Below are 22,533 nucleotides of genomic sequence, written 5' to 3' on the forward strand. Positions count from 1 at the left end.
CTCCCCCGCGGCGACGCGGTGAAACGCCCGTCCGCAAGTCTGTCGCGGCCTCTGAGACCATGGCTGGTGTGAGCTACCCGTACCCGTATGAAGCCCCAGTTTCGCAGACGCTCTTCGAGCGCGCCTCCCTCGTGACCCCCGGCGGCGTGAACTCTCCCGTGCGCGCCTTCCGCGCCGTGGGCGGTACGCCCCGGTTCATGGTGTCCGGGACCGGTCCGTACCTCACCGACGCCGACGGTCGTGAGTACGTCGACCTCGTGTGCTCGTGGGGACCGATGATCCTCGGCCATTCGCACCCCGAGGTGATCGAGGCCGTCCAGGCCGCCGTCGCCCGTGGTACGTCCTTCGGTACCCCCGGTGAGGGCGAGGTGGCGCTGGCCGAGGAGATCGTCGCGCGCATCGAACCCGTGGAGCAGGTCCGCCTGGTCTCCTCCGGCACCGAGGCGACCATGTCGGCGATCCGGCTGGCGCGCGGCTTCACCGGTCGCGCCAAGGTCGTGAAGTTCGCCGGCTGCTACCACGGTCACGTGGACGCGCTGCTGGCCGCCGCCGGTTCCGGTCTGGCCACCTTCGCGCTGCCGGACACCCCCGGTGTGACGGGCGCGCAGGCCGGCGACACGATCGTCCTCCCCTACAACGACCTCGAATCGGTACGGGCGGCCTTCGCCGCGCACCCCGGCGAGATCGCCTGCGTGATCACCGAGGCCGCGCCCGGCAACATGGGTGTGGTGACCCCCGCCGAGGGCTTCAACCAGGGGCTCGCGGACCTCTGCCGCGAGAACGGCGCGCTCTACATCTCCGACGAGGTCATGACCGGCTTCCGGACCTCCCGCGCCGGCTGGTACGGCGTCGACGGGGTCAAGCCCGACCTGATGACCTTCGGCAAGGTCATGGGCGGCGGCTTCCCGGCCGCGGCCTTCGGCGGCCGCGCCGACGTCATGGGCCACCTCGCCCCGGCCGGTCCCGTCTACCAGGCCGGCACCCTCTCCGGTAACCCCATCGCCACCGCCGCCGGTCTCGCGCAGCTGCGGCTGCTCGACGGGGCCGCGTACGAGAAGGTCGACGCGGTCTCGAAGGATATCCAGGGCCTGGTCACCGGCGCGCTCGCCAAGGAGGGCGTGGCGCACCGGCTGCAGACCGCGTCCAACATGTTCTCCGTCTTCTTCACGGAGGACGAGGTGCGCAACTACGACGACGCGAAGAAGCAGGAGAGCTTCCGCTTCAACGGGTTCTTCCACTCGATGCTGGCGCAGGGCGTGTACCTGCCGCCGTCCGCCTTCGAGTCCTGGTTCGTGTCCACCGCCCACGACGAGAAGGCGATCGAGCGCATCGCGGCGGCGCTGCCGGCCGCCGCCCGAGCAGCCGCGGAGGCCACCGCATGAGCAGCAGCCCCACTCCCGCCACGCCCGCCACCGCGGACCTCACCGTCGTGCACCTGGTGCGCCACGGCGAGGTGCACAACCCCGACGGTGTGCTCTACGGGCGCCGTGACGGTTACCACCTCTCCGAGCTGGGCCGCCAGATGGCGGACCGGGTCGCCGAGCACCTCAAGGGCCGGGACATCGCCTACGTGGTGTCCTCCCCGCTGGAGCGGGCGCAGGAGACGGCGGAGCCGATCGCCAAGGTCCACGGTCTGGACCTCGCGACCGACGCGCGGCTGCTGGAGGCGGAGAACGTCTTCGAGGGCAAGACCTTCGGCGTCGGTGACGGCGCGCTGCGCAAGCCCGGCAACTGGAAGCACCTGACGAACCCGTTCAAGCCCTCCTGGGGCGAGCCGTACGTCGAGCAGGTGGTCCGGATGATGAGCGCGCTGGAGTCGGCGCGCGACGCGGCCCGCGGCCGGGAGGCGGTGGCGGTCAGCCACCAGCTGCCGATCTGGATCGTGCGCAGCTTCGCGGAGAAGCGCCGGCTGTGGCACGACCCGCGGCGCCGCCAGTGCACCCTCGCCTCGATGACGTCCTTCACGTTCCAGGGCGACAAGCTGGTGTCGGTGGGCTACAGCGAGCCGGCCCGGGATCTGGTCCCGGCCCATCTGCTGGCCGGAGCCAAGCCGGTGAAGGGCCAGTCCAAGGCGTTCGGCGCCTGATCCGGGCCGAGCCGGGGCTGAGCCCGGGCCTGATCCGGGGCTGAGCCCGGGCCTGATCCGGGGCTGGACCCGGGCCTGATCCCGGCCTGATCCGGGCCGGCCCGGGGCCCATCCGGGCCCGACCGACGGACTGTTACAGGCCGTTACGTTTCTCCCGAACTAAATACGCGCGGGAATCACCGTGTCAGCACGCATGCCCGATCTGATCGTCCGTTTGTATGGATTTCGGGTCGGTATGGGTGATCGACAGTGGGGACGGTGACATGCGCGACATCAGGGGAGTCAGTCGAAGGGGGCTGCTGGGGCTGGGACTCGGTACGGCCGCCGCGATGGGAATCGCGGGCTGCGGCTCATCGGGCCAGTCCGGTTCCGGCGCTCCCGGACCCGTCAGGAACCCGAAGCCCGGCGAGAAGCCGGCTTCCAGGCCCATCGGTGACGGCTCCACCGCCGACACCGGCCCGCAGCCGAACCAGCCGGACGCGCCCGTGCCGCTCCAGCCGGGCGAGACCCCGCCGCAGTTCGTCGTCTTCAGCTGGGACGGGGCGGGGGAGGTCGGCAACGGCCTCTTCCCGCGCTTCCTCAAGCTGGCCAAGGACCACGGCGCGGCCATGACCTTCTTCCTCTCCGGCATCTATCTGCTGCCCGAGTCGAAACAGCACCTCTACCGGCCGCCGAACAACCCGGTCGGAGCCTCGGACATCGGCTACCTCAAGGACGAGAACGTCCGCTCCACCCTCAAGTACGTCCGCGAGGCCTGGCTCGACGGGCACGAGATGGGGACCCACTTCAACGGCCACTTCTGCGCCGGATCGGGCTCGGTCGGCAGGTGGACCCCGGAGGACTGGCAGAGCGAGATCGACCAGGCCGTGTCGTTCGTCACCAACTGGCGCACGAACACCGGCTTCACCGACCTCGACCCGCTGCCCTTCGACTACGGCAGGGAGCTGAAGGGCGCCCGCACCCCCTGCCTCCTCGGCCGGGACAACCTGCTGCCGACGGCCCAGCGGCTGGGCTGGCGCTACGACTCCAGCTCGCCCGGCGGCCTCCAGGTCTGGCCGGACCGAAGGTCCGGCGTCTGGGACCTGCCGCTGCAGTCCCTGCCCTTCCCCGGTCACTCCTTCGAGGTCCTGTCGATGGACTACAACATCCTCGCCAACCAGTCGAAGAACACCACGAGGGGCGTGCCCGCCAACTACCCGGCCTGGCGCACCCAGGCCACCGCCACCTACCTCGGCGGCTTCCGGCGGGCCTACGAGACCAACCGCGCACCCCTCTTCATCGGCAACCACTTCGAGGAGTGGAACGGCGGCATCTACATGGATGCGGTCGAGGAGGCGCTCAAGGGCATGTCGGACAAAAGGGATGTACGGCTCGTATCCTTCCGGCAGTTCACCGACTGGCTGGAAGTCCAGGACCCCAGGATCCTCGCCCGGCTCCGGGGGCTCGGCCCGGGCCAGTCACCGGCCGGCGGCTGGAGCGCGTACCTGACCGCCGCCTGACGGACCCGGGGGCCAACGTCTGACCAGGGCGTTGACATCCCTCCGGGGGGTGCGGAAGATCCGCGAATTGCTCATGCGAAACTTTTCACATGAGCCTTAGCCGCGCCCCCCGACGCCGCCGCTCGACCGGCGGCCGTGCCATCCCCCTGACAGCGGTGACCCTCGCGGCCGCCCTGACCCTGTCGGCATGCGGGGATTCGGACAGCGGCAAGCCCACCGGCGGCTCCGGCGGCAACTACGTCACGGGCACGACCGGCATCTCCACCGTCGCGAAGGCGGAGCGCACCGAGGCGCCCAAGCTCGACGGGGAGACGGTCGACGGGAAGACCCTCGACACCACCACCCTCAAGGGCAAGGTCGTCGTCCTCAACGTGTGGGGCTCCTGGTGTCCGCCGTGCCGGGCCGAGGCCCCCACCTTCGCGAAGGTCTCCAAGGACCTCGCCGATGCCGGCAAGGACGTCGCCTTCGTGGGCATCAACACCCGCGACAACCAGAAGCAGAACGCGACCGCCTTCGAGGAGAGCTACGGGATCACCTACCCCAGCCTCTTCGACCCCGCCGGGAAGCTGATGCTCCGCTTCCCCAAGGGCACGCTCAACCCGAACGCCATCCCCTCCACGGTCGTCCTCGACAAGGAGGGCAAGATCGCGGCCCGCACCCTGGTCGCGGTCACGGAGGAGCAGCTGCGATCGATGATCGACCCGCTCCTCGCGGAGCAGTGACCTGGTGGTCGACCACATCCTCGCCGCGGAAGTCACCGGTGTGAACGAGACGGTCCTGAACGGGGCGCTGCTCCTGGCGCTGCCGATCTCGCTGCTCGCCGGCCTGGTGTCGTTCTTCTCGCCCTGCGTGCTGCCGCTCGTCCCCGGCTACCTCTCCTACGTGACCGGCGTCAGCGGCGCCGACCTCGCCGAGGCGCGGCGCGGCCGGATGCTGGCCGGCGCGAGCCTGTTCATCGCCGGTTTCACCGCCGTCTTCGTCTCCACCGGAGCGCTCTTCGGCTACTTCGGCGCCGAGCTCCAGGAGAACAAGGAGATCATCTCCCGGGTCCTGGGCGGCCTGGTGATCGTGCTCGGCCTCTTCTTCATGGGGGCGATCCCGGGTCTGACGATGCGGGAGTTCCGCTTCCACAAGAAGCCGACGGCGGGCCTGGTCGGCGCGCCCCTGCTCGGTGTGCTCTTCGGCGTCGGCTGGACCCCCTGCATGGGCCCGACCCTCGCCGCCGTCAACACCCTCTCCATCGACCAGGCGAGCGCCGGCCGGGGCGCGCTGTTGACGGTCGTCTACTGCCTGGGCCTCGGCCTGCCCTTCATCGCCGCCGCGATCGCCTTCCGCAAGGCGCTCGGTGCATTCGGCTGGGTGAAGAAGCACTATGCATGGGTGATGCGCATCGGTGGCGGCATGCTGATCCTCACCGGTCTGCTGCTCGTCACAGGTTTGTGGGACAGCATCATCAGCGACATGCAGAGCTGGACCCAAAGCTTCACGGTGGGGATCTGAGGACTAAAGGCAGATGAGTACGACAGACAAAGCGAGCTCCGACACGTCCGCCGAGGCGGACCCCACCGACGCCGCGGCAGGTGCCCAGCTCTCCACCGCCCCGCTGGAGGACAGCCCGAGCGGGCCGGCCGTCGGCATCGGCGTGATCGGCTGGGTCCGCTGGTTCTGGCGGCAGCTCACCTCCATGCGGGTGGCGCTGATCCTGCTCTTCCTGCTGTCCCTGGGCGCCATCCCCGGCTCCCTCATCCCCCAGACCAACGTCGACGCGATGAAGGTCGTCGAGTGGAAGCGGACGCACTCCTCCTCCGTGGGCGTCGCCGAGGCCCTCCAGCTCTTCGACGTCTACAGCTCGGTGTGGTTCTCCGCGATCTACCTGCTGCTGTTCATCTCGCTGATCGGCTGCATCGTCCCGCGCGCCTGGCAGTTCGTCGGCCAGCTCCGCGGCCGCCCGCCGGGCGCCCCCAGGCGGCTCGACCGGCTGCCCGCCCACACCACCTGGCGCACCGCGAAGACCCCGGACGAGGTCCTCGCGTACGCGAGGACGATGCTCGGCGAGCGGCGCTTCCGCGTCGAGGCGGGCCCGGGCCACGTCGCGGCGGAGAAGGGCTACCTCCGCGAGGCCGGGAACCTGATCTTCCACGTCGCGCTGATCGTGATGCTGGTCGCCTTCGCCTGGGGCCAGTCCTTCAAGTCCGAGGGCGGCAAGCTGGTCCTGCGCGGCAGCGGCTTCTCGAACACCCTCACCCAGTACGACGACTTCAAGCCCGGCACCCTCTTCCACCCGGACGACCTGCCGCCGTTCAGCTTCACGCTGGACCGCTTCGACGCCACGTACGAGATGTCCGGCCCGCAGCGGGGCACCCCGCGCGACTTCAAGGCGTACGTCACCCTGAGCGAGGGCGCCCACGGCACCCCGCACAAGCGCGAGATCCAGGTCAACAAGCCCCTCGAGGTCGACGGCTCCAAGGTCTACCTGCTCGGCCACGGCTACGCGCCGGTCATCTCGGTGACCGACCCCACCGGGAAGGTGATCTTCAAGGACGCCGTCCCGGTGCTCCCGCAGGACGGCAACCTCACCTCCACCGGTGCCATCAAGGTCACCGACGGGTACACGGACAAGGACGGGAAGAAGGAGCAGCTCGGCTTCAACGCCGTCTTCGTGCCGACCTTCGCCGGCGAGGGCAAGGGCACGATGTTCTCGCAGTTCCCCGCCCTCCTGAACCCGCAGCTCATGCTCAACGCCTTCCACGGCAGCCTGGGCGTGGACTCGGGGCTGCCGCAGAACGTCTACCGGCTCGAGACCGCCAAGATGGAGGCCTTCAAGGACGAGTCGGGCGGGCAGTTCAAGCAGAAGCTGGCGCCCGGCGACACGATGACCCTGCCGGGTGGCGCGGGCACCGTGAAGTTCGAGGGCATCGAGCGGTGGGCCACCTTCTCCGTCACCCACCAGCCCGGCAGCGGCCTCGCCCTCGCGGGCGCGATCGCCGCCATCGCGGGCCTGGCCGGATCGCTGTTCATCCAGCGCCGCCGGATCTGGGTCCGTGCGGTGGCCGGCAAGGACGGCGTCACCGTCGTCGAGATGGCGGGCCTGGGCCGCAGCGAGTCCGCCCGGCTCCCCCAGGAGCTGGCGGAGCTCGCCGCCACGCTGCACCAGCAGGCGCCGACTGCGCCTGATCCTGTTGAAGAAACCCCTGAAGGAGAGCGCGGATGACGCCGCTCGCAGCCGCAGCCAACGAGAATCTGGCTGAGATCAGCAACTACCTGATCTATTCGTCGATGGCGGTCTACACGCTCGCCTTCTTCGCGCACATCGCCGAGTGGACCTTCGGCAGCCGCAGCAAGGTGGCCCGTACGGCCGCCGCGCTGACCGCCGCCAGGGAGGCCGGAGCGGCCGGCGCGGCCGCTTCCGCCCCCGCCGTGCAGGTCCGCGGCAAGGCCGGCGGCACCGCGGTCCTCGACCAGCCCAAGGTCACCACCCGCTCCGCCGCGGGCACCCGCGACGTACCGGACGGCCCCGGCGCCGCCGGCGGCACCGTGCAGGGCGACCTGTACGGGCGGATCGCGGTCTCGCTGACCGCCCTCGCCTTCCTCGTCGAGGCGGGTGGGGTCGTCGCCCGCGCCATGTCGGTGCAGCGCGCCCCCTGGGGCAACATGTACGAGTTCTCGATCACCTTCTCCACGGTGGCCGTCGGCGCGTACCTGGTGCTGCTCGCCCTGAAGAAGAACGTCCGCTGGCTCGGCCTGATCCTGGTCACCACCGTCCTGCTGGACCTCGGCATCGCGGTCACCTGGCTCTACACCGACAGCGACCAGCTGGTCCCCGCCCTGCACTCGTACTGGCTGTGGATCCACGTCTCCACGGCGATCTTCTGCGGTGCCGTCTTCTACATCGGCGCCGCGGGCGCGGTCCTCTACCTCTTCCGGGACGCGTACGAGGGCAAGCTGGTCTGCGGTGCGAACACCTGGCGGTTCACCGCCTCGATCATGGAGCGGCTGCCCTCGGCGGCTTCGCTCGACAAGTTCTCGTACCGCATCAACGCGGCCGTCTTCCCGCTGTGGACCTTCACGATCATCGCGGGCGCGATCTGGGCGGGCGACGCCTGGGGCCGCTACTGGGGCTGGGACCCCAAGGAGGTCTGGTCCTTCGTGACCTGGGTGGCGTACGCCTGCTACCTGCACGCCCGCGCCACCGCCGGCTGGAAGGGCCGCAAGGCCGCGTACCTCGCGCTCTTCGCCTTCGCCTGCTGGATCTGGAACTACTACGGCGTGAACATCCTGCTCAGCGGCAAGCACTCGTACGCGGGCGTCTGACCGCCCGGAGTGGGACCCTGGTGGCATGTCTCTCGTGAGCCATGCCACCAGCGAGCCGCGCGGCGAGAACCACTGGCTGCTCCACTTCGAGCTGCACCTGCCGCACTCCTACGAGACCCTGTGGACCGCCCTGACCACGGCGGACGGGCTGCGCGGCTGGCTGGCCGCGGCGGACGTCCTGGAGCGCAGGCTCGGCGGGGCGATCACGCTGCGCTGGCTGAACGGCACGACCGTGGCGACCGGGCGGATCACCGCCTGGGACGTGGAGCGGGTCGCCGAGTACACCGTCAGTGAGCACGGGCGGATCCGCTTCCACCTGGAGCCGGTCGGGACCGATTCGACGGTGCTCCGGTTCGTGAACGAGCGGGGCGGGCCGGAGGCCGCGCGCCTCGACTGCCTGGCGGGCTGGCACGAGCACTTCGAACTGCTGGGCTCCGCGCTGGCCGGACAGCCGACGGACTGGGCCGCCTGGACGGACACCCGCTGGGCGGCGCTCCGCGAGGCCTACGCCTCCCTCGCCCGCGCCTAAGGGCTGTCCCGTAATCCCCGGCGGGCGCACGACGACAGCTACGGCACCTCGCTGCGTTGTCGGAACGCCCGAATACGCACAGTATGAGGACGCTCCTCCGCCTTGCGATGCACCGCATCTGACGCCGTGCGCTGATCCACCGGGGATTACGGCAGCCCTTAGGGGGTTCCTCTCACCACACCGGGCGCAGCGGCGGCAGGCCGTCCTCCCCGTGGAACGTGCGCACGACGCTGCCGAGCCCCTGGCGCAGAGCGGTGAGGTCGGTGCCGCGGCCGAGTTCGGCCTCCAGCTCGTGCAGGATCCGGCCCGCGACGGCGAGGTGGTCATGGGCCGCCGGGGCCAGGACCACCAGCTTGCGGCGGCCGCCCTCGGGGTGCGGCTCGCGGCGGACGTAGCCGCGCTTCTCCAGGTCGTCGACGATCTGCCCGGCGGCCTGCTTGGTCACCCCGAGCCGCTCGGCGAGCTCGGTGGCGGTGGCGCCGGGCCCCCTGAGGGCCTGGAAGGCCATGCCGTGCACCGGCCGCAGGTCCGGGTACCCGGCCTCGGCGACCCGCCGGGTGAACTCGCCCAGCAGCAGCTGGAAGCCCAGGCCGAGCAGGAACAGCAGCTCGACGCCCTCGTTCTCGTCTCTCGTCACACAAATATGGTGACACGAATGGGTCAAGCTGCTTTACTCACTCGAAGTAAAGCAGCTTTACTCACTCATGCCCGGAAGACGAGGACCCGCCTTGCACGTGATCAGCGCTTCGCCCGAGAACGTCACCGCCACTCCCAACGCCACGATGACCGGCTTCGCCGCCCCCAGCCGCGGCAGCTCCGAGCTCTGCAGCTGGCACGTCGTCATGCCCGCCGGCAGCACCGGTCCCGAACACTGCGTCAGCCGCGAGCAGGTGTGGACCCTGACCGCCGGCGCCCTGGAGGTCACCAGCGACGGCCGCACCGAGAAGGTCACCGCAGGCCAGACCCTCGTGCTGCCCCCGGACACGCTGCGCCGGATCCACGCCGCCGAGACCTTCGAGGCCCACGTCGTGATGCGCGCCGACGGCGTCGTCTCGGTCCCGGGGGAGGAGGGCACCCGCGTACTGCCGTGGGCCCGGTAGGGCCGGGTGACGGAAGCGCCACCTCCGTGTCCGGAGTCCGTAACCGAGCCCCGCACGGGTGTTCGGTGTGACGGCCGGTCAGGCACGCTGAGCTGTGTGATCGACAACAACGACGTGAGGACCGTCGGGCAGTCCCCGCGGCGCGTGGCCGCCGGGTTCACCGGGGTCGGACTGCTGCTCGTACTCGTCGGGGCCGGAGTGCTTCTGGGCCCCGTCGCGAACGCGACGGACTCGGTGCGCGCGTACGACGCGGCGGCGCCCTGTGTCCAGGAGCGGCCGCGGGACTGCCTGAGCGAGGCTCCCGCCACCGTGGTGCGGATCCCGGAGGAAGGGAGCCTGAAGCACGCCGACATCGAGGTCAGGACGGCCGACGGCCCCGTGCGGCTGATCCACCTGGCCGACGGGGTCTACGAGGCACCCGTGCCGGCAGGCGCCCCGGTCCGGCTGGTGAGCTGGCGGGGCGGGATCCGCGACGTAGCCTACGGCGGCGCCGGCACCGGCCGGGCCGCGGGCAGCGTCATGACCGGAGCGAACCCGCACGTCACCCACCAGGGCCCGGTCAGCCTCGCCCTCATGCTGATCCCGCTCGGCGTGGGAACGCTGTGGACGGGGGTCTGGCTGGCCTGGTTCTCCTCGTACTCCCGGCGGGCCGCGCCCTGGCAGATATGCGTCCCGTTCATCGGGCTGGCCCTGTTGGGGGTCTACGGGGGAGCCACGGGCATGCTGAGCGGCAGCGCCGCGGAGGCCCTGCGCCCGACGGCACTCACCGGCGGGCTCACGCTGCTCGTCATGGCCGTGTTCTGTCTGTACGAGGTGGTGCGGGAGAAGCGATCAAGGGCCGCGGGCGGCCGGTCCCCTGCGTAGGACCTCGTCCTAGTCCTTGTCCTGGTCCTTGTCCTGGTCCTTCTTCTCCTGCTCGTCGCGCAGCGACTTCAGGAACTCCGGATTGTCGTCGGGCGCCACCCACTGCGTCCGACGCGCCCGGCCACCGCCCGATGCCACCCGCTGCTTGCCCGCGAACAGCCACACCACCGGCCCCACGATGGAGAAGAGCAGGATGATGATCACCCAGACCACCTTGGGCAGGTGCTTGACCTCCTGCTCCGGAGTGTTCAGGCAGTCGATGAAGGCGTAGATGGTCAGCGCGAGGATCAGCAGGAAGGGCAGATAGCGCAGCACGGTGTGGGACCGACTCCCAGGCAGTGACGGGGGGCCCACGTCGGGCCCCGGTGACGCCTCCAGGGTAGTTGGTGACGGATACTGACCCCTATGGCTTACGACGATCTCCGCTCGCTGCTCCGGGCTCTGGAGCGGGAGGGCGACCTCAAGCGCATCAAGGCCGAAGTCGACCCGTACCTGGAGATCGGGGAGATCGTCGACAGAGTGAACAAGGCGGGGGGCCCGGCGCTCCTCTTCGAGAACGTCAAGGGCTCGGCGATGCCGCTGGCCATGAACGTCTTCGGCACCGACCGCCGCCTCCTGAAGGCCCTCGGCCTCAAGTCGTACGGCGAGATCAGCGAGAAGATCGGCGGCCTGCTCAAGCCCGAGCTCCCGCAGGGCTTCATCGGCGTCCGCGAGGCCTTCGGCAAGCTCGGCTCGATGGTCCACGTGCCGCCGAAGAAGGTGAAGGGCGAGTCCGCGCCCGTCCAGGAGGTCGTCCTCACCGGCGACGACGTGGACCTGGACCAGCTCCCGGCCCTCTTCACCTGGCCCAAGGACGGCGGGTCCTTCTTCAACCTCGGCCTCACCCACACCAAGCACCCCGAGACGGGCGTGCGCAACCTCGGCCTCTACCGGCTCCAGCGCCACGACAAGCGCACCATCGGCATGCACTGGCAGATCCACAAGGACAGCCGCAACCACTACGCCGTCGCCGCGGCGAAGGGCGAGCGGCTGCCGGTCGCCATCGCCTTCGGCTGCCCGCCCGCGGTGACGTACGCGTCCACCGCGCCGCTGCCGGGCGACATCGACGAGTACCTCTTCGCCGGCTTCGTCGCGGGCAAGCGGATCGAGATGGTCGACTGCAAGACGGTCCCGCTCCAGGTCCCCGCCCACGCGGAGGTCGTGATCGAGGGCTGGCTGGAACCCGGCGAGATGCTCCCGGAGGGCCCGTTCGGCGACCACACCGGCTTCTACACCCCGCAGGAGCCCTTCCCGGCCCTGAAGATCGACTGCGTGACGATGCGCAGGCGTCCGCTCATCCAGTCGATCGTGGTCGGCCGGCCGCCGACCGAGGACGGCCCGCTCGGCCGCGCGACGGAGCGGTTCTTCCTGCCCCTACTGAAGATCATCGTGCCGGACATCGTGGACTACCACCTCCCGGAGTCGGGCGGCTTCCACAACTGCGCGATCGTCTCGATCGACAAGAAGTACCCCAAGCACGCCCAGAAGGTCATGCACGCCATCTGGGGCGCGCACATGATGTCGCTGACCAAGCTGATCATCGTGGTCGACAAGGACTGCGACGTCCACGACCTGCACGAGGTCTCCTGGCGGGCGCTCGGCAACACCGACTACTCCCGCGACCTCACCGTCGTCGAGGGACCGGTGGACCACCTGGACCACGCCTCGTACCAGCAGTTCTGGGGCGGCAAGGCGGGCATCGACGCGACGAAGAAGCTGCCCGAGGAGGGCTACACCCGCGACGGCGGCTGGCCCGACATGGTGGAGTCCGACCCGGCCACCGCCGCCCTGGTGGACCGACGCTGGAAGGAGTACGGCCTGTGAGCCCGATCGTGGTGGGCGGTCCCGCCCTGTTCCTCGGCGACGGCACGCCGTGCGTGGCACTGGTACGCCCCGAACTCGACGTGAACGACCCGGGGCTGCGCCTCGCGGCCGAGCAGGCCGGGGTCACCCCGGAGGAGTTCGCCGGGGAGTCCGGCGTCTGGCAGGTCATGGCCGACCGTACGGACGGCGAGGGGCGCTCCTTCGAGCTGCCCGAACTGACCGACGGCGACGCCGCGGTCTTCGCGGACGAGCTGCTGGTCGCGCTGGCCGGTATCGGCGACTGCGAGCTGGAGCTGGCCGACGGCGTCCTCGTCCTCACCGTCACCACGGCCGGGGAGGACCGCAACGCCCTGGCCGCGCGGGTGGTACCGCCGGCCGGTGCCGAGGGCGGCCCGCTGGACCTGGAGCTCGGCACGCTCCCGGTCACCGAGCTGCGCGACGAGGTCGAGTCGTTCCGCAGGAGCCTCGCATGATGACCACCGCCGAAGACGCCCTCGGACCCGGCCCCGCGCCGGAGGCGAACGGCAAGGTCAGGGCCTTCCTGCGGCTCGTGCTGATCGAGCACTCGGTCTTCGCGCTGCCCTTCGCCTACATCGCGGCGTTCACCGCCATGTACCGGCTCGACGGGCGCATCCACTGGGGCGTCCTGCTGCTCGTCACCATCTGCATGGTGGGGCTGCGGACCTTCGCGATGGCCGCCAACCGGATCATCGACCGCGAGATCGACGCCAGGAACCCGCGCACGGCCGGCCGTGAGCTGGTCACCGGCGCAGTGTCGGTCCGCGCGGCCTGGACCGGCGCCGGGATCGCTCTCCTCGTCTTCCTCGGCTCGGCGGCGCTGCTGAACCCGCTCTGCCTGGCGCTCGCGCCGGTCGCCGTGATCCCGATGGTGGTCTACCCGTACGGCAAGCGGTTCACGAACTTCCCGCACGCCATCCTGGGGCTGGCCCAGGCGATGGGCCCGGTCGGGGCCTGGCTGGCCGTCACCGGCGAGTGGTCCTGGGACGCGGTGATCCTGGGCCTCGCGGTGGGCGTGTGGATCGGTGGCTTCGACCTGATCTTCGGCTCTCAGGACGTGGCCGCCGACCGGGCGGAGGGCGTCAAGTCCGTCCCGGCCCGCTTCGGCGTCCCGGCCGCCCTCTGGGGCGCGCGCGGCGCGCACGTCGTGACCACGGCCCTGCTGGTCTGGTACGCGCTGGCCACGGACGCGGGCGTGCTGTTCTGGACCGGCCTGGCGATCGTCGTCGTCGCCTTCGTCTACGAGCACACGATCGTCAAGCCCCACGACCTGTCCCGCCTGAACCGGGCCTTCTTCACGGTCAACGGCTTCATCGGAATTGCCCTGTTCGTGTGCGCTCTGGCCGATCTGGCCGTGCGGGGTCTCACTCTCTAGCTACGGTGCGGCCGACCATCGAGTGCATGGACCGGGAGGCCGACGTGACCGTCTCGGACAGCGACCGCCTGCACTCACAGCTCAGCCGGTTCAGCGTGCGCAACGACTACGAGGTCAAGGACCGGGCCCACGCCCGGCGGGGCATCCCGCACTACCTGATCTTCGACCCGTACAAGGCGCAGTGCACGACCCTGTGGAACCCGGGGCCGGACGGCTACCGGGGCCGTGACGTCATCCCGTACGGGGAGAGGTGGTCGTCGAGACCGCGATCGGCAAGGCCTCCGTGGACACCGCGGACCTTCCGGTGGATCCCGGAACCGCCGGCTGACTACGCCCGGACCGTCTCGCGTCCCCGCTTGGGGAGGGCGAAGGCCATGGCCGCGCCCGCGAGGAGGCCGAAGAGGTGGCCCTGCCAGCTGACTCCCGAGTCGTTCGGCAGGATGCCGAGGAAGATGGAGCTGCCCCAGAGGGCGGCGATGACCACGCCCACCACCACGCCCAGCGGACGCCGCTCCACGAAGCCGCGGACCAGCAGATAGCCGAAGAGGCCGAAGACCAGGCCCGAGGCGCCCGCCGTGATGCTGTGGGACGGGGAGACCAGCCAGACGCCGAGCCCGTCGACCACGATGACGGCGGCGCACACGGCGAGGAGGCGGCGGATGCCGCTGAGGGCCGCGACGAAGCCGAGGATCAGGAGCGGGACGCTGTTGGCCGCCACATGGTCGAAGCCGAAGTGGAGGAACGGCGCGAGGGGTATTCCGGTCAGCCCGTCCGGCTCGCGGGCGATGATCCCGTACCCGTCCAGCGCATGGCCGGTGGCCAGGTCCACCAGCTCGATCAGCCACAGCAGGGCCACCCAGCCGGCCATCAGCTTCCCGGCCGCCTTGGCCCGGTCGAGCTGTGTCCGGCCCGGTTCCACCGTGGTGCTCATCCTCGTCCCCCTCACCGCGTCCCGTCATGGGAACGTGCGGACACCTTACTGAGTGCCCATCGGTGGTGGCCGGATAGTCTCGGAGGTATGACTGAGCGCAAGCGCACCCCGTGGGTGGTCGGGGTTTCCGGGGCCTCCGGGACGCCGTACGCGGCGGCGGTGCTCCGCGGGCTGCTCGCCGCGGGCGAGAGCGTCGACCTGGTGGTGAGCCGCGCCTCGCGGCTCACCCTGCTGGACGAGACCGGGATCGCCTTCCGGGACGCGCACTGGCGCGAGGACCTGGGGGAGTGGCTGGGACGGGGAGCCGACGGGAAGCCCGCGACCTTCGCGCGGCCGGAGCTGGACGACGTCCGGTACTGGGGCGCGGGGGACCTGGCGGCCGGCCCGAGTTCGGGCTCGTACCCGGTCAAGGGGATGCTCATCGTCCCCGCGTCCACGGCCTGCGTGGCGGGCGTGGCGCTGGGACTGTCGAAGGACCTGCTCCAGCGCGTGGCGAGCGTGACGCTCAAGGAGCGGCGCCGGCTGGTGGTCGCGGTGCGGGAGACCCCGCTGAACGGACAGACGCTGAGGCATCTGGTGGCGCTGGACGAGGCGGGCGCGGTCGTGCTGCCCGCCTCTCCGGCGTTCTATACGGGTGCGACGCACATCCAGGATCTGGTGGACTTCGTCGCGGGGCGGGTGCTGGACGCGGCAGGGGTGCCGCACCGGCTGTACCGCCGCTGGGAGGGGGAACTGGGAGGCTCCCGTACTGCCCGGGGGGCAGGTGGCGGTGACTAGGCCTTCTTCTTGCGGCCCAGCGGCTTGCGGGCCTTGTCGACGCGGTGGGCCGCGGCGGGCTGGTGGGCACGGGATCGGTTGGCCAGCTCCTGGAGCTCCCGCATGTGTGCGTAGGCCATCTCGATCGTGAACACGGTGAACCACTCCTGAAGATCGTCATTGATCAGCGATAAGATTTCACAGGGTGTTGACCCTGTGTGCCTTAGATTCTATACCTAGACTTGCAGGATCGCCGAATAATGGAAGGCTCCACGTAAATGGACACGGTGGACAGGCAGCTCATCCAGGCACTGAGGGAAAACGGTCGTGCCTCGTACGCGGAGCTGGGCCGTCTCGTGGGCCTCTCCGGCCCCAGCGTCACCGACCGCATCAACCGTCTGGAGACGGCCGGTGTCATCACCGGCTACCGCGCGACGGTGGACTCGCGCTCGCTCGGCCTCGGCGTCACGGCGCTGATCGGACTCTCCATGTCCGACGCCGCCGACCACGAGGACGTGGCCCGGCGGCTGCGCGACCTCAACGAGATCGAGGACTGCTGGTTCATCGCGGGCGACGACTCCTTCATGCTCAAGGTGCGCGCCAACGACGTGGACGGCCTGGAGAAGATCATCCGCAGGCTCTCCGGCACCAAGGGCGTCTCGCGCACCCGCACCACGATCGTGCTCTCCACCAAGTGGGAGAACCGGGTCGGGGAACTGCCCGAGGAAGCCTGAGAGTACGGTTGACCAGGGTTCGCAGGACAGGCAGAGGCATCTAGAGGAGGCGACGGGCACATGGACGCTGGGCTCAAGCGTGAGCTGGAGGAGAAGGTTCGCTCCGGCGAGCGGCTGACCCGTGAGGACGGAATCGCCCTCTACGAGTCGGACGACCTGGCCTGGCTCGGTGGCCTCGCCCACGAGGTGCGCATGCGCAAGAACGGTGACGTCGTCCACTTCAACGTCAACCGGCACCTCAACATGACCAACGTGTGCACCGCCTCGTGCGCGTACTGCTCGTTCCAGCGCAAGCCGGGCGAGAAGGACGCGTACACGATGCGCATCGAGGAGGCCGTGCGCCTGGCCAAGGCCATGGAGAACGACAACCTCACCGAGCTGCACATCGTCAACGGCCTGCACCCGAACCTGCCGTGGCGCTACTACCCGCGCTCGCTCTCGGAGCTGAAGAAGGCGCTGCCGAACGTCTCGCTGAAGGCGTTCACGGCGACCGAGATCCACCACTTCGAGACGATCTCCGGTCTCTCGGCGTCCGAGATCCTGGACGAGCTGATCGAGGCCGGCCTGGAGTCGCTCACCGGCGGCGGCGCGGAGATCTTCGACTGGGAGGTCCGGCAGCACATCGTCGACCACCGCACCCACTGGGAGGACTGGTCGCGCATCCACCGGCTCGCGCACGAGAAGGGTCTCAAGACCCCCGCGACCATGCTGTACGGGCACATCGAGGAGCCGCGCCACCGCGTGGACCACGTGCTGCGGCTGCGCGAGCTCCAGGACGAGACCGGCGGTTTCCAGGTCTTCATCCCGCTGCGGTACCAGCACGACTTCGTGGACATGAAGGACGGCAAGGTACGCAACAAGCTCCAGGCGCGGACGACGATGGCGACCGGCGCCGAGGCGCTGAAGACCTTCGCCGTCTCGCGACTGCTCTTCGACAACGTGCCGCACGTCAAGGTGTTCTGGGTGATGCACGGCGTGCAGACGGCCCAGCTCGCGCTGCAGCACGGCGCGGACGACATGGACGGCTCGGTCGTCGAGTACAAGATCACGCACGACGCGGACAACTACGGCACCCCGAACAAGCTGGGCCGTGACGATCTGCTGGAGCTGATCCGGGAAGCGGGCTTCCGCCCGGTCGAGCGCAACACGCGGTACGAGATCATCCGCGAGTACCCCGGTCCGGACGCGGACCTGCGCGAGACCCCGCAGGCGATGCGCGTCTGACGCCTCGCCCGATCCCTCCCGAACGAGTCGACCCCGGCCCCTGGGCCGGGGTTTGACTTTTTCCGGACGAGCAGACGAGGCAATGGATCCGCCGCGGCGGTCACGGCCCGACCCGGAGGGCCGCGGCGGGGTGGCGGCGTGCTTCACTGGACGGGCACCAGCCGCCGTACGACACCGACGAGAGAGAAGGGGTCACCGTGTCCCTCAAGCCGAGCGCAACGATCCGCTACACCGCGATGCGCCTGGGCATCTTCGTCGGATGCCTCGTCGCCGTCGCCGGCCTCGTCCGGCTCGGCTTCGTGCCCTCCGGTCTCGGGGACGCCAACGTCGCCTGGATCGTGCTGCTGGCCCTGGTGCTCTCCGCCCCGCTCTCCTTCGTCCTCCTGCGCAAGCAGCGCGACGAGATGTCCACCCAGATCTCCGGGCGCGTCGCGGGTGCGAAGGAGAAGCTCGCCGCGAACCGCAGCCAGGAGGACCAGGCCGACGACGCGGCGCGCGTGGGCTCGTAACGGCCCAGTTGGCTTCATCACACATCGAACCGCCCCAGCACCGGGTATACCGCCCGTAACGCTGGGGCGGTGGTGTTTTCCGGGGCTGCGCAAGGGGGCCTCGTGGGCCGCTGTCTCAAAGTGCCCCTTTGAGATTCTCAAAGGGGAAGTGTTAGCGTGTTGAACATGTTGACCACAGCTGCGCACCCCATGATCACGAGCGTTCCGCTCGTGATGCGCCTGCACGTCGACCTCTGCCGCCGCGCGTCCGCGGCCTGTTGCTGTTGAGCTGAATCGATACAGCAGCCGTCCCGGCCGGCCCTTCCTGGCTGCTGCCGCACCGCTTCACCCCGCAGTACCTCCCCCCTGTCTACGTGCGCCACCTCCGGAGAGTGTCCGTGTCCGCGACCCCCCAGGCCCCCGCCAAGGCCTCGTTCAAGTTCCCCTTCTGGGCCCAGATCGTCGCCGGTCTCGCCCTCGGTGTCCTCTTCGGCTGGATAGCCCGCAGCCAGGACATCAGCTGGCTCGGCACCACCCTGGAGAAGGTCGGCGACATCTTCATCCAGCTGCTGAAGCTGGCCATCGCCCCGCTCGTCTTCTTCGCGATCCTGGTGTCGATCACCAACCTGCGGAAGGTGAACAACGCCGCGCGGCTCGCCACCCGCACGCTGCTCTGGTTCATGATCACGTCGCTGATCGCGGTCGGCATCGGCATCGGCATCGGCCTGCTGACCGACCCCGGTTCGGGCACCGGCCTCACCGCCGCCGACGGCAAGGACCCCAAGAAGGCCGGCTCCTGGATCGACTTCCTGACCGGGATCGTCCCGACCGACATCGTGACGCCCTTCACCGAGCTGAAGGTCCTCCAGATCGTCTTCCTGGCCGTCGTCGCCGGTATCGCCGCCCTCCAGCTCGGAGCCAAGGCCAAGCCGGTCCTCGACCTCGCCGAGTCCGCCCTGGAGCTGCTCCAGAAGGCCCTGTGGTGGGTCATCCGCCTCGCCCCGATCGGCACCATCGGCCTCATCGGCACCGCCATCGCCACGTACGGCTGGGACCTGATCGGCAAGTACGCGACCTTCACCGCCGACGTCTACATCGGCTGCGCCCTCGTGCTGTTCGGCGTCTACCCGCTGCTGCTCGCGACGGTCGCCAAGGTCAACCCGATCCAGTTCTTCAAGGGCGCCTGGCCCGCCATCCAGCTCGCCTTCGTCTCCCGCTCCTCGGTCGGCACCATGCCGGTCACCCAGAAGGTCACCGAGCGCCTCGGCGTCCCGAAGGAGTACGCCTCCTTCGCCGTCCCGTTCGGCGCCACCACCAAGATGGACGGCTGCGCCGCGATCTACCCGGCGCTCGCCGCGATCTTCATCGCGCAGATCTTCGACGTGCAGCTGGGCATCAAGGAGTACCTGCTCATCGTCTTCGTCTCGGTCATCGGCTCGGCCGCCACGGCCGGTCTGACGGGCGCCACCGTCATGCTGACGCTGACCCTCTCCACGCTGGGCCTGCCGCTCGCGGGCGTCGGCCTGCTGATGGCGATCGACCCGATCCTGGACATGATGCGCACCGCCACCAACGTGGCCGGCCAGGCCCTGGTCCCGGTCATCGTCTCGGCCCGCGAGGGAATCCTGGACAAGGAGGCCTACGCCTCCGCCTCGGCCTCGCCGCTGGACGAGCCGGCCCCGGCTGCCGAGCCGGTCGTGATCGCGGCCTGACCCGCGCCTGCCGCACCGCGCCGCAGCCCCCGCCCCCGTCCGGGCGGGGGCTGCGGCGTTCGTGCGGCGTCCGCCCCTGCCGTCAGACCGTCTGCGCGCGGACGTACGCGACCGACGCCAGCAGGAACGGCACGGCGAACCACCACCGGCCCATGGTCCGCCGGAACACGGGGGTGATGGTGATCAGCAGTCCCACGAGACACAGGGACACCGAGCAGCCGGCGATGAACCGGACGTCCTCGCGCAGCACCTCGTCGTGCGGCCCCGGCCGCATCGCCAGGGCGGCGTAACAGCCGAGCACTGCCGGGAGGTAGACGAGGGCGAGCGGGATTCCGAGCACCCATTGCAGGCAGCCCCGGTCCTCGGGCAGGTCGATGCTCTCGCGGGCGGCCCCCATCAGAGAGTCGCCCCGCGGACGAACGCGATCAGCCCGAGGACGAGGGGCGGGGCGAACCACCACGGGCCCATCGCCCGGCGCACGCCCGGTACGAGGGTGATCAGCAGGCCCAGCACGCTCAGGGCGACGGAGACCAGGCACATCGCGCTGACGCCCTCGTATCCCTGGTCGTCCCACTCGCCCCGGGGTCCGGCGAACAGGGCTCCGAACACGGCGATGCCGTTCATCAGGTGGATGATGCCGAGCGGAACGCCCAGCACCCACCGCAGACATCCCCGGTCCTCGGGCAGGTCGATGCTCTCGCGGGGGTACGTCATCGCATTGCGTCCTTCGCCTGGCCGAGGTTCCCGACGAACCGGTCACCGTAGCCCTGGGCCTTGGGGAGATCCCAGTAGGGACCGCCGTTGTAGCGGGCGGCGATCTCCCGCATCTGGGCCTCCGTCATCCGATCGGCCGGGACGTCGGCGAGACCGCTCTCCGCCTTGATCTGGGCCAGGAACCCGGCCGCTATGAATGCATTCTGCTTGGGGTCCTGGAGGGCCTCTTCCACCAGGGTCCGCTGATGGTCGGTGAGGTTCGCCGGATCGTAGCCGAGCACTTCGGCGCCGCGCCGCAGCTGGATGGCGATCGGCCCGTACGAGGTCTCGTCCAGCTTCCCGCCGAGCCGCCACGGAAGATTCTCGGGGATGACCGGGCTCAGGCCCCACGGAGCCGCGGCCTGTTCACGGATCGTGCCGGTCACGTCGTCCACGAGGCCGGGCTGGTAGCCGCCGATCTCCTGCCAGGCCACGCCCGCGACGAGCTCTTCCGGCAGGCCCGCGTTCCTCGCCGCCGCCCGCAGGATCTCCTTGTTCTGGGAGATCCAGTCCGCGTGCATGCCGTCCGTGACCAGGGGGACCCAGTAGTTGTCGGCGGCGTCCGGCAGCCCCGCGACCCGCATCCGGATGTCGCGGAGCTGCGGGGACACCGGGGTGTCCGGCCCGACCGGACCGGGCACGTCCTTCTTGGGGCCGCTGCCCGGCAGGTGGGTCAGGGGGTTGGCGCGGGCCTCCGCGGCCTCGCGGCGGATGTCGGCCATGGCCGCGTAGATGTCGACCCCGCCCGCGCCTCCCTTCAGCCTGAACTCGGGCAGCAGCTCGTACGCCTGCTTCAGCGCGTGGACGCAGACGCTGCGGGCCTCCTGCTCGGCGGTCTTCGCCAGCCGGAAGTTGCCGCCCGCGTCGTCGTGGAGGCGGTTCGCCTCGTCGCGGATGTCGTCCACGTCCATCGTGAGCTCGGCGAGACCGTCGAGGAATCCGGTCGTCGCCCGCATGTCCTCCCACTGGCGCATCGGCTCCGCCTCCTGCGCGGTGCGGGTGATCGCGGTGCCCTTCGTGGCGATCAGCGCCGCGAGCTTGCGCTCGGAGCCCTTCCCGTTCGCGTAGTGCGACTTGGCGGTCGTCAGGGCCGCCGCGTACGCGTGCAGGGCACTCGCCGCCTTGTCGTACCCCTCGGCGATGTGCTGCACGAGCTGCCGCGCCTCGGAGAGGCGCGAGGTGTAGGTGTGGCTGCCGTCGCTGTGCCATTGCGTACCGGTCTCGGCGCGCCGGGCGGGCTCCTCGGCCTGTACGAGCAGATCGCGCAGGCGCTTGAACTCGGCGGCGTTGCGCTCCACCAGCGCCGGGTTGCACTCCTCCAGGAACTCGACGTCCTTGCGGTGGCTCAGCCCGCTCACTTGGACTCCGGCTTCACGTACTGCCCCGATGAGAGAAGGTTGCCGAGGAAGGACCGGGCCGTGCCGTCGTCCACCTGCGCGAAGTCGGTGCCGGTCGTCTTCAGCCGGGTGGCCAGGGCGGCGAACAGGTTGACCGTGTCCTTGAACTGGTCGTCGGCGAACCGGGCGAAGCGCAGGACCTCCGCCGAGACGTCGACGTGGGCGCGGGGTGCCCGGGCCATGGTGCCGGCGTCGCCGTCGGGCCGGCCCTCGTGCAGGAGCGCGGCGATCTCGATCAGGAGATTGGCGTTGCCGTTGATGGACGAGGCCCCGGCGACCAGACTTCCGGCCGGCGCCCCGGGCGGGCCACCGTCGGAGGGCGCGTGGTTGAGCCGCATGGCGGGTGACTGCTGTGCGAGGGCGGTGGCCTTGTGCTGAGCCCACTCCGCGTCGAACGACATGTATCCCCTGGAGAGTTGATAACTGGACATGGCCAGAATCAGCTGGTCATGTCCATGCTAATACGGGGATCTCCGCGGATGGACCCGCGCGGAGCCGATATGGAACGGGACGCGGAAGCCGGTCGTACGGTTCCGGCGGCGGACCGGGGGCCCGTTTCCCCGGGCCCGGTTGCCCGGACTCCGGGGCCGGCCCCGTCCAGCCGGGTCGCCCGCGCCCGCATGCCGTCGGCCGGATCGCGGGGCGCCGCGACGCGGCGTGCCTACACGCATAAAGAGCCAAAGAACCGGGGGAAAGTACCCACCCACCCCACCCCACCGGCCGTCGTCGCTCGGACGGGTGAATCGTGCCAACTGGACTGGATTTACCACGGGTTGGCTGGCATATGCTCGCCCCGACAACCGCAGACATGAGACGGCCCCCGGCGGGACTGGCATCCCGGTCGAGGGCCTGACCATCGTAGGAAGTAGCTGCTTCCCCATGGCTCTTGAGCA

General features: G+C 70.0%; 26 protein-coding genes. 18 read left to right on the forward strand and 8 right to left on the reverse strand.

Translation table 11 applies throughout. The annotated features are described in order from the left end of the window. The first annotated feature begins 59 nt into the window (after positions 1-59). The 8 genes from hemL to ACGFZK_RS30745 all read left to right on the forward strand — a co-directional run bounded on the left by hemL (position 60) and on the right by ACGFZK_RS30745 (position 8,425). The gene (hemL, locus tag ACGFZK_RS30710; protein ID WP_393852116.1) at positions 60-1,382 is read left to right on the forward strand and encodes a glutamate-1-semialdehyde 2,1-aminomutase; all 1,323 of its coding nucleotides are present in this window, start codon (positions 60-62) and stop codon (positions 1,380-1,382) included. Continuing rightward, positions 1,379-2,086: a histidine phosphatase family protein gene (locus ACGFZK_RS30715; protein WP_393852117.1), complete on the forward strand. Its 708-nt coding sequence runs from the start codon at positions 1,379-1,381 to the stop codon at positions 2,084-2,086. Before hemL ends, ACGFZK_RS30715 begins: the two co-directional genes overlap by 4 nt. Positions 2,087-2,358: 272 nt before the next feature. Next, positions 2,359-3,585, forward strand: coding sequence for a hypothetical protein (locus ACGFZK_RS30720; protein ID WP_393852153.1), 1,227 nt, complete (start codon positions 2,359-2,361; stop codon positions 3,583-3,585). An 89-nt stretch (positions 3,586-3,674) separates the two neighbouring features. After that, on the forward strand, positions 3,675-4,307 hold the full coding sequence (locus ACGFZK_RS30725; protein WP_393852118.1) for a TlpA family protein disulfide reductase: 633 nt from the start codon (positions 3,675-3,677) through the stop codon (positions 4,305-4,307). A gap of 1 nt (position 4,308) precedes the next feature. Continuing rightward, entirely contained in the window at positions 4,309-5,085 is a 777-nt protein-coding gene (locus ACGFZK_RS30730; protein WP_393852154.1) for a cytochrome c biogenesis CcdA family protein, read from the forward strand. Positions 5,086-5,098: 13 nt separating this feature from the next. Continuing rightward, positions 5,099-6,796 carry a cytochrome c biogenesis protein ResB gene (locus tag ACGFZK_RS30735; RefSeq protein WP_393852119.1) on the forward strand — a complete coding sequence of 566 codons (1,698 nt, stop codon included), beginning with the start codon at positions 5,099-5,101 and terminating at the stop codon, positions 6,794-6,796. Then, entirely contained in the window at positions 6,793-7,896 is a 1,104-nt protein-coding gene (ccsB, locus tag ACGFZK_RS30740) for a c-type cytochrome biogenesis protein CcsB (protein WP_393852120.1), read from the forward strand. Before ACGFZK_RS30735 ends, ccsB begins: the two co-directional genes overlap by 4 nt. 25 nt (positions 7,897-7,921) lie before the next feature. Beyond that, positions 7,922-8,425, forward strand: coding sequence for an SRPBCC domain-containing protein (locus ACGFZK_RS30745; RefSeq protein ID WP_393852121.1), 504 nt, complete (start codon positions 7,922-7,924; stop codon positions 8,423-8,425). A gap of 172 nt (positions 8,426-8,597) precedes the next feature. On the opposite strand, the gene ACGFZK_RS30750 is transcribed toward ACGFZK_RS30745, so the two are convergent. Continuing rightward, positions 8,598-9,062, reverse strand: coding sequence for a MarR family winged helix-turn-helix transcriptional regulator (locus ACGFZK_RS30750; RefSeq protein ID WP_393852122.1), 465 nt, complete (start codon positions 9,060-9,062; stop codon positions 8,598-8,600). 97 nt (positions 9,063-9,159) lie between these two features. On the opposite strand from ACGFZK_RS30750, the gene ACGFZK_RS30755 reads away from it, so the two are divergent. Next, the gene (locus tag ACGFZK_RS30755) at positions 9,160-9,525 is read left to right on the forward strand and encodes a cupin domain-containing protein (RefSeq protein WP_393852123.1); all 366 of its coding nucleotides are present in this window, start codon (positions 9,160-9,162) and stop codon (positions 9,523-9,525) included. A 96-nt stretch (positions 9,526-9,621) separates the two neighbouring features. Next, on the forward strand, positions 9,622-10,389 hold the full coding sequence (locus tag ACGFZK_RS30760; RefSeq protein ID WP_393852124.1) for a hypothetical protein: 768 nt from the start codon (positions 9,622-9,624) through the stop codon (positions 10,387-10,389). Between the two features lie 9 nt (positions 10,390-10,398). Here the strand turns inward: ACGFZK_RS30760 and ACGFZK_RS30765 are convergent, their stop codons facing one another. Beyond that, complete coding sequence (locus ACGFZK_RS30765; RefSeq protein WP_393852125.1) at positions 10,399-10,704, reverse strand: PLD nuclease N-terminal domain-containing protein; 306 nt, start codon at positions 10,702-10,704, stop codon at positions 10,399-10,401. A gap of 90 nt (positions 10,705-10,794) precedes the next feature. Between ACGFZK_RS30765 and ACGFZK_RS30770 the strand changes: the two genes are divergently transcribed. The 3 genes from ACGFZK_RS30770 to mqnP are packed head-to-tail and all read left to right on the forward strand — an operon-like array spanning position 10,795 to position 13,645. After that, positions 10,795-12,252, forward strand: coding sequence for a menaquinone biosynthesis decarboxylase (locus ACGFZK_RS30770; RefSeq protein WP_393852126.1), 1,458 nt, complete (start codon positions 10,795-10,797; stop codon positions 12,250-12,252). After that, positions 12,249-12,725 carry a hypothetical protein gene (locus ACGFZK_RS30775; protein ID WP_393852127.1) on the forward strand — a complete coding sequence of 159 codons (477 nt, stop codon included), beginning with the start codon at positions 12,249-12,251 and terminating at the stop codon, positions 12,723-12,725. The genes ACGFZK_RS30770 and ACGFZK_RS30775 overlap by 4 nt, the downstream gene beginning before the upstream one ends. After that, positions 12,722-13,645 carry a menaquinone biosynthesis prenyltransferase MqnP gene (mqnP, locus tag ACGFZK_RS30780; protein WP_393852128.1) on the forward strand — a complete coding sequence of 308 codons (924 nt, stop codon included), beginning with the start codon at positions 12,722-12,724 and terminating at the stop codon, positions 13,643-13,645. Before ACGFZK_RS30775 ends, mqnP begins: the two co-directional genes overlap by 4 nt. Positions 13,646-13,973: 328 nt before the next feature. Here the strand turns inward: mqnP and ACGFZK_RS30785 are convergent, their stop codons facing one another. Continuing rightward, the gene (locus ACGFZK_RS30785; RefSeq protein ID WP_393852129.1) at positions 13,974-14,576 is read right to left on the reverse strand and encodes a rhomboid family intramembrane serine protease; all 603 of its coding nucleotides are present in this window, start codon (positions 14,574-14,576) and stop codon (positions 13,974-13,976) included. An 87-nt stretch (positions 14,577-14,663) separates the two neighbouring features. Between ACGFZK_RS30785 and ACGFZK_RS30790 the strand changes: the two genes are divergently transcribed. Beyond that, on the forward strand, positions 14,664-15,353 hold the full coding sequence (locus ACGFZK_RS30790) for a UbiX family flavin prenyltransferase (protein ID WP_393852130.1): 690 nt from the start codon (positions 14,664-14,666) through the stop codon (positions 15,351-15,353). Here ACGFZK_RS30790 and ACGFZK_RS30795 read toward each other — a convergent pair. Further along, the gene (locus tag ACGFZK_RS30795; RefSeq protein ID WP_189733807.1) at positions 15,350-15,487 is read right to left on the reverse strand and encodes a hypothetical protein; all 138 of its coding nucleotides are present in this window, start codon (positions 15,485-15,487) and stop codon (positions 15,350-15,352) included. The two genes, ACGFZK_RS30790 and ACGFZK_RS30795, sit on opposite strands and share 4 nt — an antisense overlap. 123 nt (positions 15,488-15,610) lie before the next feature. Between ACGFZK_RS30795 and ACGFZK_RS30800 the strand changes: the two genes are divergently transcribed. The 4 genes from ACGFZK_RS30800 (at position 15,611) to ACGFZK_RS30815 (ending at position 19,490) form a co-directional block, all read left to right on the forward strand. Further along, positions 15,611-16,066, forward strand: coding sequence for an Lrp/AsnC family transcriptional regulator (locus ACGFZK_RS30800; RefSeq protein WP_030710106.1), 456 nt, complete (start codon positions 15,611-15,613; stop codon positions 16,064-16,066). Between the two features lie 60 nt (positions 16,067-16,126). Next, positions 16,127-17,290 (forward strand): aminofutalosine synthase MqnE, encoded by a 1,164-nt coding sequence (gene mqnE, locus ACGFZK_RS30805; protein ID WP_393852131.1) that lies wholly within the window; start codon positions 16,127-16,129, stop codon positions 17,288-17,290. A 236-nt stretch (positions 17,291-17,526) separates the two neighbouring features. Continuing rightward, positions 17,527-17,799 carry a DUF4229 domain-containing protein gene (locus tag ACGFZK_RS30810; protein WP_393852155.1) on the forward strand — a complete coding sequence of 91 codons (273 nt, stop codon included), beginning with the start codon at positions 17,527-17,529 and terminating at the stop codon, positions 17,797-17,799. Positions 17,800-18,170: 371 nt separating this feature from the next. Next, positions 18,171-19,490: a dicarboxylate/amino acid:cation symporter gene (locus ACGFZK_RS30815; RefSeq protein WP_393852132.1), complete on the forward strand. Its 1,320-nt coding sequence runs from the start codon at positions 18,171-18,173 to the stop codon at positions 19,488-19,490. Positions 19,491-19,572: 82 nt separating this feature from the next. Here ACGFZK_RS30815 and ACGFZK_RS30820 read toward each other — a convergent pair whose 3' ends face one another. From ACGFZK_RS30820 to ACGFZK_RS30835, 4 genes are read right to left on the reverse strand one after another with little or no spacing between them, the layout of a single operon-like run. Beyond that, positions 19,573-19,887, reverse strand: a complete 315-nt coding sequence (locus ACGFZK_RS30820) for a hypothetical protein (protein ID WP_393852133.1) — start codon at positions 19,885-19,887, stop codon at positions 19,573-19,575. After that, positions 19,887-20,204, reverse strand: a complete 318-nt coding sequence (locus tag ACGFZK_RS30825; protein WP_393852134.1) for a hypothetical protein — start codon at positions 20,202-20,204, stop codon at positions 19,887-19,889. Before ACGFZK_RS30825 ends, ACGFZK_RS30820 begins: the two co-directional genes overlap by 1 nt. After that, positions 20,201-21,601, reverse strand: a complete 1,401-nt coding sequence (locus tag ACGFZK_RS30830) for a hypothetical protein (protein ID WP_393852135.1) — start codon at positions 21,599-21,601, stop codon at positions 20,201-20,203. Before ACGFZK_RS30830 ends, ACGFZK_RS30825 begins: the two co-directional genes overlap by 4 nt. Further along, positions 21,598-22,071 carry a hypothetical protein gene (locus tag ACGFZK_RS30835; RefSeq protein WP_393852136.1) on the reverse strand — a complete coding sequence of 158 codons (474 nt, stop codon included), beginning with the start codon at positions 22,069-22,071 and terminating at the stop codon, positions 21,598-21,600. Before ACGFZK_RS30835 ends, ACGFZK_RS30830 begins: the two co-directional genes overlap by 4 nt. Positions 22,072-22,533: the final 462 nt, after the last annotated feature.

Source organism: Streptomyces sp. NPDC048257 (assembly GCF_043201855.1).
Classification (GTDB): Bacteria; Actinomycetota; Actinomycetes; order Streptomycetales; family Streptomycetaceae; genus Streptomyces.